This is a genomic window from Polaribacter sp. HaHaR_3_91, assembly GCF_019278525.1.
Taxonomy (GTDB): domain Bacteria; phylum Bacteroidota; class Bacteroidia; order Flavobacteriales; family Flavobacteriaceae; genus Polaribacter.
On the sequence record NZ_CP058986.1, the window covers coordinates 3,970,475 to 3,987,492 of the forward strand.

At 30.2% G+C, this 17,018-nt stretch carries 13 protein-coding genes; 4 read left to right on the top strand and 9 right to left on the bottom strand.

Annotation, left to right across the window (positions count from 1 at the left end; all coding sequences use genetic code 11):
- Nucleotides 1-11: 11 nt before the first annotated feature.
- Genes rfbC through rnpA form a run of 7 tightly spaced genes read right to left on the bottom strand, consistent with a single transcriptional unit; the run spans nucleotide 12 to nucleotide 7,222 of the window.
- Complete coding sequence (gene rfbC, locus H0I27_RS16590) at nucleotides 12-566, bottom strand: dTDP-4-dehydrorhamnose 3,5-epimerase (RefSeq protein ID WP_218731747.1); 555 nt, start codon at nucleotides 564-566, stop codon at nucleotides 12-14.
- Nucleotides 566-1,420, bottom strand: a complete 855-nt coding sequence (gene rfbA, locus H0I27_RS16595) for a glucose-1-phosphate thymidylyltransferase RfbA (protein WP_218731748.1) — start codon at nucleotides 1,418-1,420, stop codon at nucleotides 566-568. Before rfbA ends, rfbC begins: the two co-directional genes overlap by 1 nt.
- 2 nt (nucleotides 1,421-1,422) lie before the next feature.
- Entirely contained in the window at nucleotides 1,423-2,430 is a 1,008-nt protein-coding gene (rfbB, locus tag H0I27_RS16600; RefSeq protein WP_218731749.1) for a dTDP-glucose 4,6-dehydratase, read from the bottom strand.
- 3 nt (nucleotides 2,431-2,433) lie between these two features.
- Nucleotides 2,434-3,471: a hypothetical protein gene (locus H0I27_RS16605; RefSeq protein ID WP_218731750.1), complete on the bottom strand. Its 1,038-nt coding sequence runs from the start codon at nucleotides 3,469-3,471 to the stop codon at nucleotides 2,434-2,436.
- A 33-nt stretch (nucleotides 3,472-3,504) separates the two neighbouring features.
- Nucleotides 3,505-5,184: a hypothetical protein gene (locus H0I27_RS16610; protein WP_218731751.1), complete on the bottom strand. Its 1,680-nt coding sequence runs from the start codon at nucleotides 5,182-5,184 to the stop codon at nucleotides 3,505-3,507.
- A gap of 27 nt (nucleotides 5,185-5,211) precedes the next feature.
- Nucleotides 5,212-6,843: a S41 family peptidase gene (locus H0I27_RS16615; protein WP_218731752.1), complete on the bottom strand. Its 1,632-nt coding sequence runs from the start codon at nucleotides 6,841-6,843 to the stop codon at nucleotides 5,212-5,214.
- Nucleotides 6,830-7,222: a ribonuclease P protein component gene (rnpA, locus tag H0I27_RS16620; protein WP_218731753.1), complete on the bottom strand. Its 393-nt coding sequence runs from the start codon at nucleotides 7,220-7,222 to the stop codon at nucleotides 6,830-6,832. Before rnpA ends, H0I27_RS16615 begins: the two co-directional genes overlap by 14 nt.
- Nucleotides 7,223-7,418: 196 nt before the next feature.
- Between rnpA and H0I27_RS16625 the strand changes: the two genes are divergently transcribed.
- The 4 genes from H0I27_RS16625 (at nucleotide 7,419) to H0I27_RS16640 (ending at nucleotide 16,419) form a co-directional block, all read left to right on the top strand.
- Nucleotides 7,419-8,597 carry an acyl-CoA dehydrogenase family protein gene (locus H0I27_RS16625; protein WP_218731754.1) on the top strand — a complete coding sequence of 393 codons (1,179 nt, stop codon included), beginning with the start codon at nucleotides 7,419-7,421 and terminating at the stop codon, nucleotides 8,595-8,597.
- Nucleotides 8,598-8,751: 154 nt separating this feature from the next.
- Complete coding sequence (locus H0I27_RS16630) at nucleotides 8,752-12,201, top strand: hypothetical protein (protein WP_218731755.1); 3,450 nt, start codon at nucleotides 8,752-8,754, stop codon at nucleotides 12,199-12,201.
- Nucleotides 12,202-12,669: 468 nt separating this feature from the next.
- Nucleotides 12,670-15,411: an outer membrane beta-barrel protein gene (locus H0I27_RS16635; RefSeq protein ID WP_218731756.1), complete on the top strand. Its 2,742-nt coding sequence runs from the start codon at nucleotides 12,670-12,672 to the stop codon at nucleotides 15,409-15,411.
- A gap of 105 nt (nucleotides 15,412-15,516) precedes the next feature.
- Complete coding sequence (locus H0I27_RS16640) at nucleotides 15,517-16,419, top strand: YihY/virulence factor BrkB family protein (RefSeq protein WP_218731757.1); 903 nt, start codon at nucleotides 15,517-15,519, stop codon at nucleotides 16,417-16,419.
- 22 nt (nucleotides 16,420-16,441) lie between these two features.
- Here the strand turns inward: H0I27_RS16640 and H0I27_RS16645 are convergent, their stop codons facing one another.
- On the bottom strand, nucleotides 16,442-16,627 hold the full coding sequence (locus H0I27_RS16645) for a DUF2892 domain-containing protein (RefSeq protein ID WP_218731758.1): 186 nt from the start codon (nucleotides 16,625-16,627) through the stop codon (nucleotides 16,442-16,444).
- 82 nt (nucleotides 16,628-16,709) lie between these two features.
- Nucleotides 16,710-16,952, bottom strand: a complete 243-nt coding sequence (locus tag H0I27_RS16650) for a hypothetical protein (protein WP_368407322.1) — start codon at nucleotides 16,950-16,952, stop codon at nucleotides 16,710-16,712.
- Between the last annotated feature and the right edge of the window lie 66 nt (nucleotides 16,953-17,018).

Sequence of the window (17,018 nt, forward strand, 5' to 3'; positions counted from 1 at the left end):
TATAAACCTTTCTATTTTGTTACTTTTATAAACTCTTTAAACGTTTTTAACTTAGTATCCTTCTCAGACAATGTAATTTCACCTAAAGGTATACCCCAATCAATATCTAAATCTTTATCATTAAATAAAACACCATCTTCTGCTTCTGGTTGATAATAATTATCACATTTATAAGACACAATTGTATCATCTTCTAAAACAGAAAAGCCATGTAAAAAACCTCTTGGAACAAGTAATTGCTTATTATTTTCTTCCGATAATTCTACTGAAAATACCTTTCCAAGAGTTTCAGAACCTTTTCTAGCATCAACGGCAACATCTAAAATTTTACCTTTTACAACTCGTACTAATTTTGCTTGTGCAAATTCTCCTCTTTGTAAATGCAACCCCCTTACAACTCCATATTGAGATGTAGATTGATTTCCTAGAACAAAATCTCCTGTAAACCCGGTTTTTTCTTGGAATTCTTTTTTATTATATTCTAATAAAAAACATCCTCTATTATCTTTAAAAAAAAGAGGCTCTATTACATAACACCCTTCTAAACTTGTTTCTTTTACAATCATTATATTTTTAATAAATTATTTCCATAACCACTTTTTAATAAAGGCTCAGTTATTTCTATCATTTCTTTTCGGGTAATAAAACCTGCACGATATGCAGCTTCTTCTATAGAACCAACTTTTAAGCCTTGTCTTTCTTCAATTACTTGTACAAACTGACCTGCTTGCATTAAAGAGTCAAAAGTACCTGTATCTAACCAAGCAGTACCTCTATCTAAAATTTCTACAGAGAGTTTTCCTTTTTTTAAATACACGTTGTTAACTTCTGTTATTTCTAACTCGCCCCTTTTACTTGGCTTTATATTTTTAGCAATTTCTACAACGTCATTATCATAAAAATAAATACCAGGAACCGCATAATTAGATTTAGGCTTTTCTGGCTTTTCTTCTATTGAAATTGCTTTCTGATTGTCATCAAATTCTACCACACCATATCTTTCAGGATCATTTACATGGTATGCATACACAATACCTCCATCTGGATTATTATTTGCTTTTAACAAATTAGACAACCCTGAACCATAAAAGATATTGTCTCCTAAAATTAAGGCAACTTTATCTTTGCCTATAAATTTTTCACCTATAATAAAGGCTTCTGCCAAACCATTTGGTTCTGCTTGCACTTCATACTGAAAACTACAACCAATTTGATTTCCATTTCCTAATAGCTTTTTAAACAAGGGTAAATCTTGCGGTGTAGAAATAATTAAAATCTCTCTTATTCCGGCAGAAATTAAAGTGGAAAGAGGATAGTAAATCATCGGTTTATCATACACTGGCATTAATTGTTTACTTACTGCCAATGTAAGTGGGTGTAATCTTGTACCAGAACCTCCTGCTAAAACTATTCCTTTCATATCTAATTATATTTTTCTAAATACCACTTTATGGTTTTTCTAATACCAGTTTCAAAATTTTCTTGAGCTTTCCAGTTTAATTTATTTTCTATTTTTGATGCATCAATTGCATATCTAAAATCATGACCCGCTCTGTCTTCTACAAAACTAATTTGTTCTTTGTACGATTTTTCTTTTGGTTTTTCTTCGTCTAAAATTTCACAAATAGCATTTGCTATATATAAATTATTTCGTTCATTTTTACCACCAATATTGTAGGTTTCCCCTAATTTACCTTCTTTAAAAGCAAGCGCTATTCCAGTACAATGGTCTAATACATACAACCAGTCTCTTATATTTTTTCCATCACCATAAATGGGAATATTTTCCTCAGAAATTGCTTTTCTTATAATTGTAGGAATCAGTTTTTCGTCATGTTGTTTTGGCCCATAATTGTTAGAACAATTGGTGGTTACAACATTCATCCCAAACGTATGAAAGTAACTTCTCACCATAAAATCTGATGATGCTTTAGAAGCACTATAAGGGCTATTTGGTGCATAAGGAGTTTCTTCTGTAAACAAACCTGTTTCTCCTAAAGTACCATATACCTCATCTGTAGAAACATGTAAGAATCTTGAATTTTCAAAACCTTCTATAAATACATTCGGACTTTCCATCCAATATTTTTTAGCTACATCTAGTAAATTAAAAGTTCCAAAGACGTTTGTTCTTACAAATGCATCAGGGTTTTTAATAGAATTATCTACATGAGATTCTGCTGCAAAATGAATAACACTCGTAAATTTATATTGATTAAAAAGATTTTCTACCAAATCTCTATCACAAATATCTCCTTTTACAAAAGTATACCTTTCATTATCTTCTATTTCAGATAAGTTAGAAAGGTCTCCTGCATACGTAAGTAAATCTAAGTTTACTACTTTGTAATTTTTATGTTCGTTTAAAAAATAAGGTATAAAATTAGAGCCTATAAACCCCGCTCCACCTGTTATAAGAATTGTTTGCATTATTTATTTTTTGTAGTTATTTAGAAATGTATTTAGTTGTTTTATCATTAAAAATAAAAACATAAGACCCGCACCTAAAATAGCTAATAAAAAGGCGTAATTTTGCGTAACACCACTTACTTTATATCCTACCGCCTGAAAATTAGAAATTACATTAATCACCTCATATTCTTCAGATCTATCATTAACAACATCCCTTAACTCTGCATTAATTCTTCTATTCGTTTCAAAAAGTTCTAACTCTTTTGTTGTGCTCTTAACACCTCCTAAGTCTATATTTGTTCCGTTACTTTGTTTTTTTGCCTCTTCAACCATTACCTGCATGTAAACCTTCCTTAAAGAATCTACCTGACCTAAATTTTGACGTAATAAAGAATCTGTTCTATTTAGGTTTTCATTACTTAACTCTTTTAATCTGTTAAAATATTTATTCTTTACTACGGAAGAAATAATAACATCTCCTAGATTATTAAAAACGTCGTTTTTTTCTGAAACTACGTGAATTTCATGAATTTTATAATCATAATTTGAGAAGGCTTTTTTAAACTGCTCATATTTATAACTCTTTACCGTAGTTGTATCTACTGCCAAAATAAATTTATTGTAAGAATCAATTATATCATTTTCAGTTTCAATGGAAGTGATTGTAAACTTCTTAAAACTTGCAGCTGTTGGTTCGTCTAAATTAAAAATCTCTGCTAATTCTGCCGTCTTTTTCTGCCTTACAAGGTCATTATAATAATTTATATTATTATATAATTGCCTTGTACTTTCAAAATTCGGTTTTACAAGTAAATCAGATCCATAAAGATCTTTCTTTTTCACCTCCAAAAAAACCCCTGCTACAACTCCTACCAATGCTGCAATTGCAATCTTAATAAAGTGTTGTTTAAAGAAGATTAAAATTATGATTAAAAAATTAAAAATTCCTTTAAAAATACTTCCAATAAAATTAAAAAACTTAGAAAAACCTTTACCGATAAGTACAAATAATGAACCTAAATCTATTTCTTCTTCGTTATTTTTTTGATTTGTTGACATTCTTTTTTGATATAATATTTTAGTCTTAGACTCTTAAAAAATTTGTTCTAATATTTTTTGTGTAATCGCATATGTTGGTGTAACACCTGTCATCCCTAAACCTCCAGAAGCTAATGTTGCTCCTGTTTCTAGCGGATTATCCGATGCATAATATGCATATCTTACTTTTACGTTTTTAGAAATATTTCCTCTAATTTTAGAGGCAGATTGTATTGCTTTTTGATAATGAGCACCTTCCATTTCTAAACCAATAACATTCCATGTAGAGTCATGGAAAAACTGTAACAAATCTTTATTCTGTAATGAAGTTCCTAAAACAGAAATCATAGAACCATCAAAAACTTCTACACCAAAACCTTCTAAATCTTCTTTAGACAACTCATTTTTAAATGGATAATTATCTGCAGTACCTTCAAAAATATGCGCAGTAGGAATCATAATATCTCCTTTACCACCTTCTAAAATACCTGCTTTACCCATTATAGAAACAGATTTTACATCTAAATGATTTTTCTTCTTCGTATTTTTATAAGGTTTTAAAAGCTCATCCATAGTTTCGTAAGCTTGTTCACCAAAAGCATAATCCATCACAATTATAACAGGCTTCTTATTTACAGAATTTACTTTTTCATACGGAGAATCTTCAAAATTAATTTTTTCTGTATCTATTACTTGAACGTTAATATTTGTACCAGAAGTATCTTTAATATAGATCAATCCATTTTCTGATGCATATTCTTTAACCGCTTTTTGCAAAGGCTTACTATCAGAATTACTTAATAACTGAAACAGACCAAAACCTTCATGCTCTTCGGCTTCTTTTGGCAACGCACCTTTGGCATAAATAGAATTTAATACACTGTGCATGTTGGCACTAATAATATGAATTGGTCTTTTAAGCAGACTATTTTCTTTTAGTACCTTTTTAATATTATTTGCCCAAATATCACCATAAATGTGATGTCCGATTTCTTCAATTAAAACAGAGCTAAAAGTAACTTTTCTCTTCTTATTCTCTAAAACTTCATTGATTGCTAATTTACCTAACCAATAAATTAAGTGAAAAAAACGATCTTTTTTTTCTGATGTTGCAAATGCTTTATGAATATCTATTACTTCCTCAAAAGTTCTTCCTAAAATATTACTTAAATGTGCAATAGCAACCTCTCTTTCTTGGTCGGTAATTTGTTTATTATAAATAACAATATCTTCTAAATATTTCCATTCTCTAATAAAATCTGTTCCTTCGTTTATTGTTACTCTTTTTTGAATTTTGTGAGATTCTATAAATAAAAAAGTTAAGTGTGTTAGAATATCATAAATTTCAGAACGACCACGTGTAATTTCTATATTCATTTGGTCTTTGTCTATTCTATAACAATTCCTTCTTCTTTTAGGCGGAATTATGCTTTCGAAATGAGAACTACTATAGCCTTCATCTGCAGTTAAGTTTATAAATTGGCATTCTTCAATTCCTCTCGGAAGCCTTTCTATTACATATATTAAACCGCTTAACTCAATTCTTTCTTCTGCAATTGAACCATAAATTTCTGGTCTTAATAAAAGTAAAGATTTACGTAAAGTTTCTCCAGAAATACCCATTGGCTTGTAAAAACCTCTACTAAATAAATGACGCATAGAAATATATAATTTTTCTATTGCATTTGTAGACTCGTGAGCTCTAGTTCTATCTGTTTTATTTATTTTTGTCATTTTCAATTTTAATTTTCAAATATAAAATTATTTAGCGGATAAAATTTGCTTATATTTTTCTTGGTTTTTTAATACGTTAACCGCTTCTCTTATAACCAAATCATTCTTTAATTTATGATTATATACCCCCTCATCAAAATAGTATTTATTTAGAATTTCTTCTTCAAGAACTATTTTAAGAATATCCTTATTCTTAGTGATTTCATCTACTTTATTTTTAAATAATTTTTCTTTAATTTTCTCATATTCATTAGAAATATTATTTACTGTTATAGCTTTATATGCTTCTTTAAACAAAGCTTCTTGCCTGGTAACAAATGTGGTATCTAACTCTAAATAATTAGTAAACTTATTAAAATCAGCCTCTTTAAATTCAAAATTAAGAGCACTTTCTATTGATGGATGCTGATAATAATAGTTTACAGAAAAATTAAAAATAACTTTAGAGTTTAAGATCATCTCAGTTGCTTCCGTTTTTTCTGATGTTTTAATAACTACATCTGGTAAAACACCACCTCCATCATATACTTTTCTTCCGTTTGCCGTTTTAAACTCATTGATTCCTGAATCAGAAAATTTAGGAACTTTTCCGTTTTTATCTCTATTAGCATAATCTAACTCCTGAATACATCGACCACTTGGCGTATAATACTTAGAAATTGTTAACTTTAATTGGGTACCGTATGTCAATTTTCTATAACGCTGTACCAATCCTTTTCCAAAAGAACGCTGCCCCATAATTACCGCCCTATCATAATCTTGCAAAGAACCACTTACAATTTCTGATGCCGAAGCAGAACGTCCATTTACTAAAACTACAATCGGTATCTCTAAGTCTAAAGGATCATTAGTGCTTTTATACGTATTGCTCCATTTTTTAACTTTTGCTTTTGTAGAAACAATTACCTCTCCTTTTGGTAAAAAGAAATTAGCAATATTTATAGATTCTAACAAAGAACCTCCTGGATTTCCTCTTAAATCGAAAACCAGTTGCTTCATACCTGCCTTCTTTAATTTTCTAAATGCTTTTTTTACTTCGGATGACGCTTTTTCATTAAAGCGTGTTAATACAATATACCCCGTTTCTTCATCAATCATTTCAGAAAAAGGCACAGGATTTATCACCACTTTATCCCTAGTTATTTCTTTCTGAATCCTTTTCCCTTGTCTTTCTATCTCTGCAGAAAAAGCACTATTTGGCGTTCCTTTTATCAACATAGAAAGTTGCTCACTTTCCATATCTTTTACAGATTGTCCATCAATAGAAACAATAATATCTCCAGGTTTTAAACCTGCTTTATCTGCCGAATATCCCTTAAAAATTTCTTTAATCTGAATTCCTTGTTTTATATAATAAACAGAAACTCCAATACCGCCATACTCTCCTTCTCTTAATATTTTTGCATTTTCTACATCTTGCTCATTGTAAAAATTGGTATAAGGATCTAAATCTTTAAGCGTATTTTTAATAGCGCTATTTGTTAATTCTGCAGGATTAATTTCATCTACATAATACATATTTAACTCTTTAAATAATGTATTGTAAATTTCAATTTGCTTGGCAACCTCAAAGAATTTCGATTTAAATGCAAACGATAAAAAGATTGTTCCTACTAAAAGAACAATAATTGTATTTTTTGAAAACTTAAACCTCTTCATTTTTTTTATTTTTTACTTCACTAACAAACCGAGTTAGTAATTTTTCCATTTTTAAGAATATCTCGTCATAAGTACATTTATCTTTCCCAATATACGAAATCATAAAAACATAAGGTTGCTCTAAATTATTGTAGACAATTTCTTTTTGCAAACGATAAGATTCTCGCATTAACCGCTTAATTCTATTTCTGTCTACAGCTAGTTTAAAATTACGTTTAGGAACAGAAACTCCCACTTGAGCTGGGAATTCTGAGGTATGATCTGTTTGTAAATAAATCATTCTAAGAGGATACGCCTTCACAGAATTTCTCTCTACATAAAGTTTTTCTATGAGCTTTTTACTTTTTAAACGCTCTTCTTTTCCTAAGGTATGCTTCATGCATACAAACTTAATAGAAATCATCTACTTTTTATAGATTTTGTATCTTTAACTTTCATATTTATTGCTTTATTAAAGTTTCATTTCTGATAAATGAAAACATAAATATTAAACAATAATCAATACATTTGTTTAAAAACACACATATTGTTCAAAAAATAAGATTAAATTCGAATCCATTTTTAGATGTAAACTTATGAAACAAGATCTTTTTCAAGCGCCAGATTATTATAATCTAGATGATTTATTATCCGAAGAACACAAACTAGTAAGAACTGCAGCTCGAGAATGGGTAAAACGAGACGTTTCTCCTATTATTGAAGAGTATGCTCAGAAAGCAGAATTTCCAACTCAAATTATTAGTGGTTTGGCAGAAATTGGTGCTTTTGGCCCTTACATTCCTTCAGCATATGGTGGTGCAGGATTAGATCAAATTTCTTACGGATTAATTATGCAAGAAATTGAACGTGGAGACTCTGGAGTTCGCTCTACTGCTTCTGTACAATCTTCATTAGTAATGTATCCTATTTATAAATATGGAAATGAAGCACAACGTAAAAAGTATTTACCAAAGTTAGCTTCTGGCGAGTGGATGGGCTGTTTTGGATTAACAGAACCAAATCACGGTTCTAACCCTAGCGGAATGGAAACCAAGTTTAAAGATATGGGAGATCATTATCTTTTAAATGGTGCAAAAATGTGGATTTCTAACGCTCCTTTTGCTCAAGTTGCAGTGGTTTGGGCAAAAAATGAAGAAGGTAGAATTCATGGTTTATTGGTAGAACGCGGAATGGAAGGTTTTACTACGCCTACCACACATAATAAATGGTCTTTGCGTGCATCTGCAACAGGAGAACTTATTTTTGATAATGTAAAAGTGCCTAAAGAAAATTTATTGCCTAATAAATCTGGATTAGGAGCACCTTTAGGTTGTTTAGATTCTGCAAGATTCGGAATTGCTTGGGGCGCAATTGGTGCTGCAATGGATTGTTACGATACCGCCTTACGTTATTGTAAAGAACGCGAACAGTTTGGCAAACCGATTGGTCAATTTCAACTACAACAAAAAAAATTAGCAGAAATGATTACTGAAATCACCAAAGCACAATTATTAGCCTGGAGATTGGGTACTTTAAAAAATGAAGGAAAAGCAACTTCCGCTCAGATTTCTATGGCAAAAAGAAATAACGTAGACATGGCTATTCATATTGCAAGAGAAGCTAGACAAATGTTAGGCGGAATGGGCATTACTGGAGAATATTCTATAATGCGACACATGATGAATCTGGAAAGTGTAATTACCTATGAAGGTACTCATGACATACACTTATTAATTACAGGTTTAGACGTAACAGGTTTAAGTGCTTTTAAGTAGTTTTTTAACATTTAGTTAAACGTTTAACAAATGTTGAAATTAAGACAAAAATCAATAAAACGATTTATTTTTAACAAGAGTTAAATACTTAATGTATCAGTAACTTAGCAATGAAAAATTTATGGTATTTTTATAAGAGTTTAAAAATATCATTATGCAAGAAACTAGAAATGACATTATTCAGTTTATTAACCTACAATTAGCTTCATTAGGACAACCTACTTTTAAAGACAAACCAGAAAATTCTATTCAATTTTTAGATCCAAAATTTGAGGAATTAACTAGCAGTCTTATTAAAAGCATCAAGCAAAGATCGAGATTATTATCGAACCATCTTTCTCCTGTAGATTCAAGAATACAAGCATTTATTAATGATTATTTAAAAGAAGTCTCTATTAATAAATCTCTTGTAATACCAAACAACACATTGGTATTAACTAAAAAAGGACAAGCAAGAGAACTTAGTTTACCTCCAGATGGTGATTCTTTTAAAAGTAATTTAGTTACTACTAGCAGAATAAAACAAGGTATTTTAAACAACCCTTTAAACGATAAAAGAACAACAAAGGGAACTTTTCATATTGTAGAAGGTAGCTTACCTGTACCATTAGACAAAAAAGAAGTTCCGCAAGAAACTTTTGCGCATTTATTACATTCAGCTTTTAATCCTTCGGATAATTTAAAAACACTTCCATTTACTTCTAATCAAGAAAACCAAGCAAAAGTAATGGTTTCATCACTTTTAAGACCTGTGGTTTGTCCGGAAGTAAAAGGAGTAATCTCAGAAAAATCATTAGAAGTTCGCTTTTTTGTACCAGGAAACTTAGTAAGTAATTTAGATTTTGTAGAGTCTATTTTCGGCAATGCCGGAGACCATAATTTAGCACAAAATGATGCTGCTTTAGATACAGAACACTGGACAGGACATACTGGCTGTATTGTTCTAGCGCCACAATTAAAAGAATTAAAAAAGAAAGATGTTGGCTTACCTCATTTTAATGATGCTACAGAACGTCAGAAAAAAGACGGAATGTGTTGGGAAAATGAAGAGGAACTTTATAATGAAGGTGGTGCTTTTAAAATTACCTGTAGAGATGATAAAGGTGTTGTAGTTACCCTAATTGCAGATAATTATTACGGTTATTCTAAAAAAGAAATAAAAACTCAAATTAGTTATTCTGCCAACCTATTTGGTTTGGTAGAGGAAGAACATGCAGGTGGTGCCATTGCATTTGCTAGAAGAGTTATGGGAGATACCGTAGATGGTAAAGTGCAATCTGAGTTTTATAACTTTAAGCATACTTTTGAAGGTGTAAAACAACTTTTAGGAGATACCATAGAGGTAAAACCAGAAAACTATGCGGTAGATAAAAAATACCCAAATATTGTTTACATTCCGGAGTTTGCATACATAAACACTAATACCAACAGCATCACTTGGATGCATAAAAGTAAAGAGCAGAAATTAACATTGTCTCCTTACAAAACTTACATACACCCTACCGGAAGTAAATTAAAATTAGAAAAACATAAATCCATCGATTTATGGAGAATTATAGAAACATTTGCAGAAGGTGTTTTTTGCCATAAACCATGTACAGTTTCTGGTGGTGGTAAATCTGAGATATCTAAACCAATGCAAAATGCTATTACGTATAGTACTTTTAACATTCATAATATAGAAGAAGACTTTAAAAAAGCAGACGAAATTATAGAGTATGTTTATTCTAATCGATGGAAAGTAAAAGATCAAAACAGACCAATTTCTAGATCTTTTCTAAGTGAAAAAAGAACGTTAAGTTCTGCTGTTAAACTATTAATTCCGTCGAAACATAATTCAGATGAGTTCAATCAATTTTTAGAAGAAATTCCTGTACACATTCGTTCTTTAGTACTTTTTGTAAAAAGGTTATACAGACAAGCACACGGAACTTTAAATTGGAAAGAGTATATGTCTGTTGAAATTATCAACGGAAAAAAAGGAACGAGTTTACTATACAATAACACACCTGTTGTTGGTAGTTATGTTCGTATTGGTTTTAATGAACAAGGAAATTGGATGTTAAACAAATTACGTTCAGATTTTTCTCCTTCAGAAAAAGTACAAACAGAAGACGATATAACAGCTTCTATTACCATACCTAGAAATCAATTAAAAAACTTAAACCCAGAATTCACTAATAAAAGTTTAAAGCTATTAACCAATTGCGAGGCACACCTTTTTCAGAGACCAGATGAAGCGGTAGTAAGAGGTTACGATAAAGCTGCCGAATTAGATTTAGTAACAAACGGCCGTTTTTTAACCAACTACGAATTATTAAAGAAAGAAGACGCTATTGCTTTATACGAAGACACTATCAACTTTGATAAATACACACAACCGGTTAAAGATTTTATTGAAAGTATTGTTAAAAGTGATAAAAAAGAACAGTTTTTTGCACTGCCTTCTCATACAAGAATTGTAAATGGTGAACCTACCAAAAACCCTCGTTATTTAGAGCCTTGTAAAAATGTTGTAGAAACTGAAGAAACTTACTTAGCGGATATTGGTGTTCGTTTGGTTAGAAAAATAAACTTAAACGAACCTGTATATCATGTTGTTAATGCTGTTTTACCCGGTAGAAGAAATAATCCTGTTGATAAAGCAGCCGGAATAAGACCTTTAGCAGTGTACAACCCAATTCACTACCAAGAAACACCAGAATTATTTATGGACTTTATCTGTAGTTTAACAGGAAAATCTCCATCTACTACTGGAGCTGGTACAGAAGGAGCTTTAACAAAAGCACCATTTAACATGCTTACTCCAACAACAGATCTAAACAATGCGTTGTTGTCTCATATCTTAACAGAATCTAACGGATTTAGCACCGCTGCAGGTTATGTAGGTGCAGAAAATAAAATAGATCATGATGTCAGTTTATTAATTCCTGAAATTTGGGCAAGATTAGAACCTAAAGACAGAGATCCTAAAGAATTAATTAAAAATGGTTCTTTAGAAAAAATTAATGATTTTGAATACGAAGGAGAAACTATTTTAGCGAGTAGATTAGGATACAGAATTACAAAAACTTTTTCTTACAGATGTCTTAATAGAATTTTTGATGAACCTACAGCTGTTTTTAGCGAAAGAATGCTAAAACCAGAATTACAAGGTTTAGAAGATTTTGTAGATGGAATTAAAAATATTACTGAAGCACAGCAAAAAGTAGCTTTAAACTATTTTGAAGATGGAAGCATAAGTGCTGCTATTCCACCATTAAAGGTATTATTACACATTATGGCATACGGTAATTATGAAGGTAAAGACATTAGTGATCCAGAATTACGTAAATTATTTGAAAGGGAGTACGTGATTAACAGCGATTGGTACAAAGAGAGATTACAATTAAAACAGCAAAAAGACATTGCTTTTTATGATAATCAAATAAAATATTCTGAAGACTTTATTGCAAACCCTTATAACAATTCTATTGCTTCAGAAATGGATATTAATACACGATTAGAAAACTTAAAACGACAATACAAACATGTAATTTCTAATGAATATTTAGAAGGTTTAATGGGGACAATTGGTACAGATCCTTTATATAGAAAAGGATAACAACAAAATTAAGCTAAGAAGCTTTTAGCAAAATATGAGGGCATCGCTTACAGTTGATGCCCTTTTTTTTATACTTATTACAACAGCTACTTTTTGGTTTTATGCAACTAGACGAACAAACACTATCACATACGGATGTATTTAACATAGAAACTACGGGCTTACTCTCAGTATAAAAAACAATCATCTTAAATAATTATGTGACAAATATAGTCTTTATTTAGAATAAATAAATATAACAAAACGATAAAATTACTAATTTCCCATACTTACCAAGTTTTTATCACATCATCTTCAACGTTTTACCCTTATAAATTAGGTTTACAATTTTTAAAAAAAGAGAAAAAAGAGCACACCACCCAAACCCTAAAGTTTTGTTAAAAACCCGTATTTATCAATTCTTTAATTAAACCTTTGCTTCTTTATTTAGTTTCACTTGTCCACACCTCATTTAATCAACCAATAATAATGAAGAAAGTTCTTTTACTCATCTGCTTAATTTTTACTTGTATCACCTATTCTCAAACTAAAGAATTTAAAATTACTGGTACAATAACATCACTAGAAGACAATGAATTGCTAGAATCTGCAACCGTACATGCAGAACGTTTAAAAGACAGCAGTATTATTTCTTATACAATAACAGACGCTAAAGGTTATTTTAATGTTGAAGGTAAAACAGCAGATAGCCAAATAAAATTAGTAGTTTCATATATTGGTTATAAACCGTACACAAAAATAATTAATACAAAAAACCAGCATGTTGGTAATTTAAATTTAGAACTAGCTAATGCATTAGATGCTGTTGTTATTAGATCAAGTGCTCCCATCACCATAAAAAAAGATACCGTAGAATTTAATGTAAAGTCTTTTAAAACAAAGAAAGATGCCAATGTAGAAGATTTATTAAAAAAACTACCTGGAGTAGAAGTCGATGATGAAGGAGCAATAACGGTAAACGGAAAATCTGTGAATAAAATACTTGTTAACGGAAAGCCTTTCTTTGGAAACGACCCAACCATTACAACCAGAAACCTTACCAAAGATATTATTGAAAAAATACAAATTTCAGATACAAAAACCAATGCACAAGCATTTGCAGGTGAAGATTCTGATGGAGAAAATAAAACGATAAACCTGACTATTAAAAAAGAAAATAATAAAGGGTATTTTGGTAAAACTGCTGCAGGAATTGGTACAGACGGAAGATATGAATATGCAGGTATGGCAACTCGTTTTAAAGGAAGCGAACGAATAGGACTTTTAGCCGGTGGTAATAATATAAACTCTCCTGGTTTTAGTTTTGGAAATCAAAGATTGCAATTTGGTGGAAATAACAGAAGCTTTGGAGGCGGACAAGGTATTGTTACTTCTAACAACTATGGTTTAAATTACATAAACGCTTTTGGTAAAATGTTTGAACTTTCTAGTGATTACTTCTATAAAAATAGTGAATCCGACAATAAAACAACTAGTAACAGAGAAACATTCTTAGCCGACGGAACAAGCTTTTCTACAAATTCTTACAACACTTCTTTTAATGAAAGTGACAGCCATGATGCAAGTGTAGATTTTGAAATTGAAATTGACAGTACTTTTAGAATTGACATAGAATCTGATTTTAATGCAGATATTAACAAAAACACATATACAAGTAATTCAGAAAGTTTTAATAACAGCAATGCGCTAACAAACGATTCTAACTCTAACTCAATTGCAGATTCTAATAGCAAAAATTTTAATAATGAAGTAAATTTAACCAAAATGTTTGGCAGTAGAGGTGCTTTTTTAAGAGTAGAATTGACAGCAAATATTGATAAATCTGAAACAGAAGATTTAGTGAAATCTGAAACTAATATTTATGGTGATACACCAAATCAAATACTTAGAGACCAATATTCCGATGGAAATACAGACAAAACGGAAATTGGAAGTGAGGTTACGTATCGTTTTCCAATAATATCAAGACTATTATTTTTTGATGTTGGTTATGAATATTCAAACACAAAAACAACAAAAATAAGAAGTACGTTTAACTTGGATCAAAACACCAACGATTACACAGATTTCAGTAGCTTATTAAGTACCGATTTCGAATATCAAGACAATGTTAAAAAACCACGTGCAAAATTATCTTTCCGAAATGAAAAATGGTCTACTTCTGCAGATATTGCTTACGTAAACAGAACTTTAAAAAACACAGATTTTTTAAGGCCAGAAACCAATTTAGAAAGAGAATTTAATAACTTAGAATACGGATTAGGGCTTCGTTTTAGAAAAAACAGAACCAGTAGCTATCGTCTTAGATATAACTTTAGAAACGGAACACCTTCTTTATCTCAATTACAACCATTTAGAGATGAATCTAATCCTTTAAATATTGTAACTGGTAATCCAGAATTAGATCCTACTAAAACACATAGTATTCGTTTTGGAGTATCCAATTTTAATTGGCAAGAAAGAACTGGTTTTTGGGCTTTTGGTAACGCTACTATAACAAATGATAGAGTCGTAGCAAACACTATAGTAGATCAAAATACACTTATTAGAGAAACTTCTTATGCCAACGTAGATGGTTTTTATAGCCTACAAGGTGGTGGAAGTTATAGTGTAACCAAAAAATGGGAAGATTTTGGTAGTTTAAAATCAGAATTTACGGTTTTTGGAAATCTTAATAAAAACATTAACTTTAACAATGGTGTACAATATTCTAGTAAAGCAACGTCTATTTCTCCAAGAATTGGTTTTGATTTTATGTGGGATGATGTGTTTGAAATTAGACCATCTTATTCTGTTTCATTTAACAAAAACACTTACGATATAGATAGTTTTAGTGATAAAAACTTTACAAGTCATGATGTTTTAATAAGCACCTCAACATTTTTACCAAAAAAGTTAGAATGGAGAAACGATGTTAACTATAACTATAATCCAAATATTGCAGACGGATTTCAAAAAAGTGCTTGGTTTTGGAATACAACTTTACGTTATTCAATCTTAAAAGATCAAGGAGCAGTTGGTATTAAAGTATATGATATTTTAAATCAGAATACAAATGCAAGAAGAGTCGCTACAGAAGATTATATTCAAGATTCTTCTAGTACTGTTTTAAAACAATACGCAATGTTAACCTTTACCTGGAAATTTAATAGTTTAGGAGGAGCAGGTAAAAAGTTTGAACCATCAAGAGAAAGAAGATATAGAGGATAAAGTATAAATCTTAATATTTTTCTTTTACTAAGAACTTTAAAAGTAACAAAATACACATCTAAAAAATAATTATAGATCTATAATTATTCTGTAATTTTGCTATGTATGACAGATAAAAAAGAAAATACAGAAAGAAAAAAATTTAAACTAACACATTTACCTGAGTTATTGTTAACAAGTGCAAAAGCCTGGTTTAAAGATGACCCCTTTAATAAAGCTGCAATTATTGCTTATTACGCAATACTCTCTTTACCTGCACTACTAATTATTATATTTAACCTTGTTGGTTCTATTTGGGGGAAAGAAATAGTAGAAGGACAAATTTTAAACGAAATATCTAACGCTATTGGTGCCGAAACGGCAGAAACAATAAAAGGAATGATGGTTAATGATGGAAATAAAAAAACGTCATTATTTACTACCATCATTGGTATTGCAACTTTACTGTATGGTTCTACAGGTGTATTTTTTCAAATACAAAATATTTTAGACACCATTTGGGATGCTAAACCTAGATTTAAAAATGGTGTTTTAGAAACTGTTTTTGTAAGATTAAAAAGTTTTGGTTTTATCTTAATTATTGTTTTCTTACTATTAATAAGTCTCGTTTTAACATCACTACTTAGTACTTTTGGAGAAAATTTAAAAAATATTATTTCTAATGAATTAGTAAATTCCATTTTCACGTTGGATATTTTTATCTCCTTAGCTTCTATTTATTTTGTTTTTGCAGCGATGTTTAAAATTCTACCAAATGCAAATGTACCATGGAGAGCTGTTAGAATTGGTGCTTTGTTAACCTCAATTCTTTTTGTTGTTGGTAAATATTTACTTGCAATTTACTTTAGCGAAGTAGAACCAGGTTCTACCTATGGTGCCGCTGGCTCTATAATATTAGTAATGCTATGGGTTTCTTACACTAGTTTGATTCTCTTCTATGGAGCACACTTTACAAGAGCTTATTCAATAAAATATCTTTTAAAACAACCAGAAAAAATTATCGAATAAGTCTCTATTTTAATATCAACTCTTATTTTTTAACGCCTAATTTCACTAAAATGGTTTCTAACAAACACCATTTTGTAAAAGCAGACTGAATTAAATTTACTCCTATAAATACGGTAAACCACATCCAATTAGGACTTACATAAACAGAAAGCACCACACTTAATAAAACCATTACTCCTACTATAACTCTAAAATATTTATTTAACATTCTTTATCTTTCTTAAATTTATATAAACCTTTGTATTGGTAAAACAATTGCTTTTAAAGGATTATTTGTTTCTATATTTTTATTAAAATCTTCTATAAACACAAATAAACCATCTATTTTTTTCTGCTTCTGTAAAAGAGAAAAACATAATAGATTCATTACCGTTCTTCTCTGAAGAAAACCAACTAGAAGCCTTTAATAATTGAGGTACATTTTTATGACCATCAATATCTGAACTACTAAAGTTTTCAATATTTGCTTTCTTGAAGATTTTTAAAACCTCCTTTTGAAATTCTTCTACAGCTGTAACAATTACTAATTTCATGAATTTTTTCTTTTTTACTTCCCGTAGATCTCACGGATAATCGCAGATTTTTATGGAACTCTTCTG

Coding starts and splice junctions, on each gene's coding strand:
- H0I27_RS16605 (WP_218731750.1), bottom strand. CDS start 3,471: ATGTCAACAAATCAAAAAAATAACGAAGAAGAAATAGATTTAGGTTCA.
- H0I27_RS16630 (WP_218731755.1), top strand. CDS start 8,752: ATGCAAGAAACTAGAAATGACATTATTCAGTTTATTAACCTACAATTA.
- rfbA (WP_218731748.1), bottom strand. CDS start 1,420: ATGAAAGGAATAGTTTTAGCAGGAGGTTCTGGTACAAGATTACACCCA.
- H0I27_RS16640 (WP_218731757.1), top strand. CDS start 15,517: ATGACAGATAAAAAAGAAAATACAGAAAGAAAAAAATTTAAACTAACA.
- H0I27_RS16625 (WP_218731754.1), top strand. CDS start 7,419: ATGAAACAAGATCTTTTTCAAGCGCCAGATTATTATAATCTAGATGAT.
- H0I27_RS16615 (WP_218731752.1), bottom strand. CDS start 6,843: ATGAAGAGGTTTAAGTTTTCAAAAAATACAATTATTGTTCTTTTAGTA.
- rfbC (WP_218731747.1), bottom strand. CDS start 566: ATGATTGTAAAAGAAACAAGTTTAGAAGGGTGTTATGTAATAGAGCCT.
- H0I27_RS16635 (WP_218731756.1), top strand. CDS start 12,670: ATGAAGAAAGTTCTTTTACTCATCTGCTTAATTTTTACTTGTATCACC.
- rnpA (WP_218731753.1), bottom strand. CDS start 7,222: ATGAAGCATACCTTAGGAAAAGAAGAGCGTTTAAAAAGTAAAAAGCTC.
- rfbB (WP_218731749.1), bottom strand. CDS start 2,430: ATGCAAACAATTCTTATAACAGGTGGAGCGGGGTTTATAGGCTCTAAT.
- H0I27_RS16645 (WP_218731758.1), bottom strand. CDS start 16,627: ATGTTAAATAAATATTTTAGAGTTATAGTAGGAGTAATGGTTTTATTA.
- H0I27_RS16650 (WP_368407322.1), bottom strand. CDS start 16,952: ATGAAATTAGTAATTGTTACAGCTGTAGAAGAATTTCAAAAGGAGGTT.
- H0I27_RS16610 (WP_218731751.1), bottom strand. CDS start 5,184: ATGACAAAAATAAATAAAACAGATAGAACTAGAGCTCACGAGTCTACA.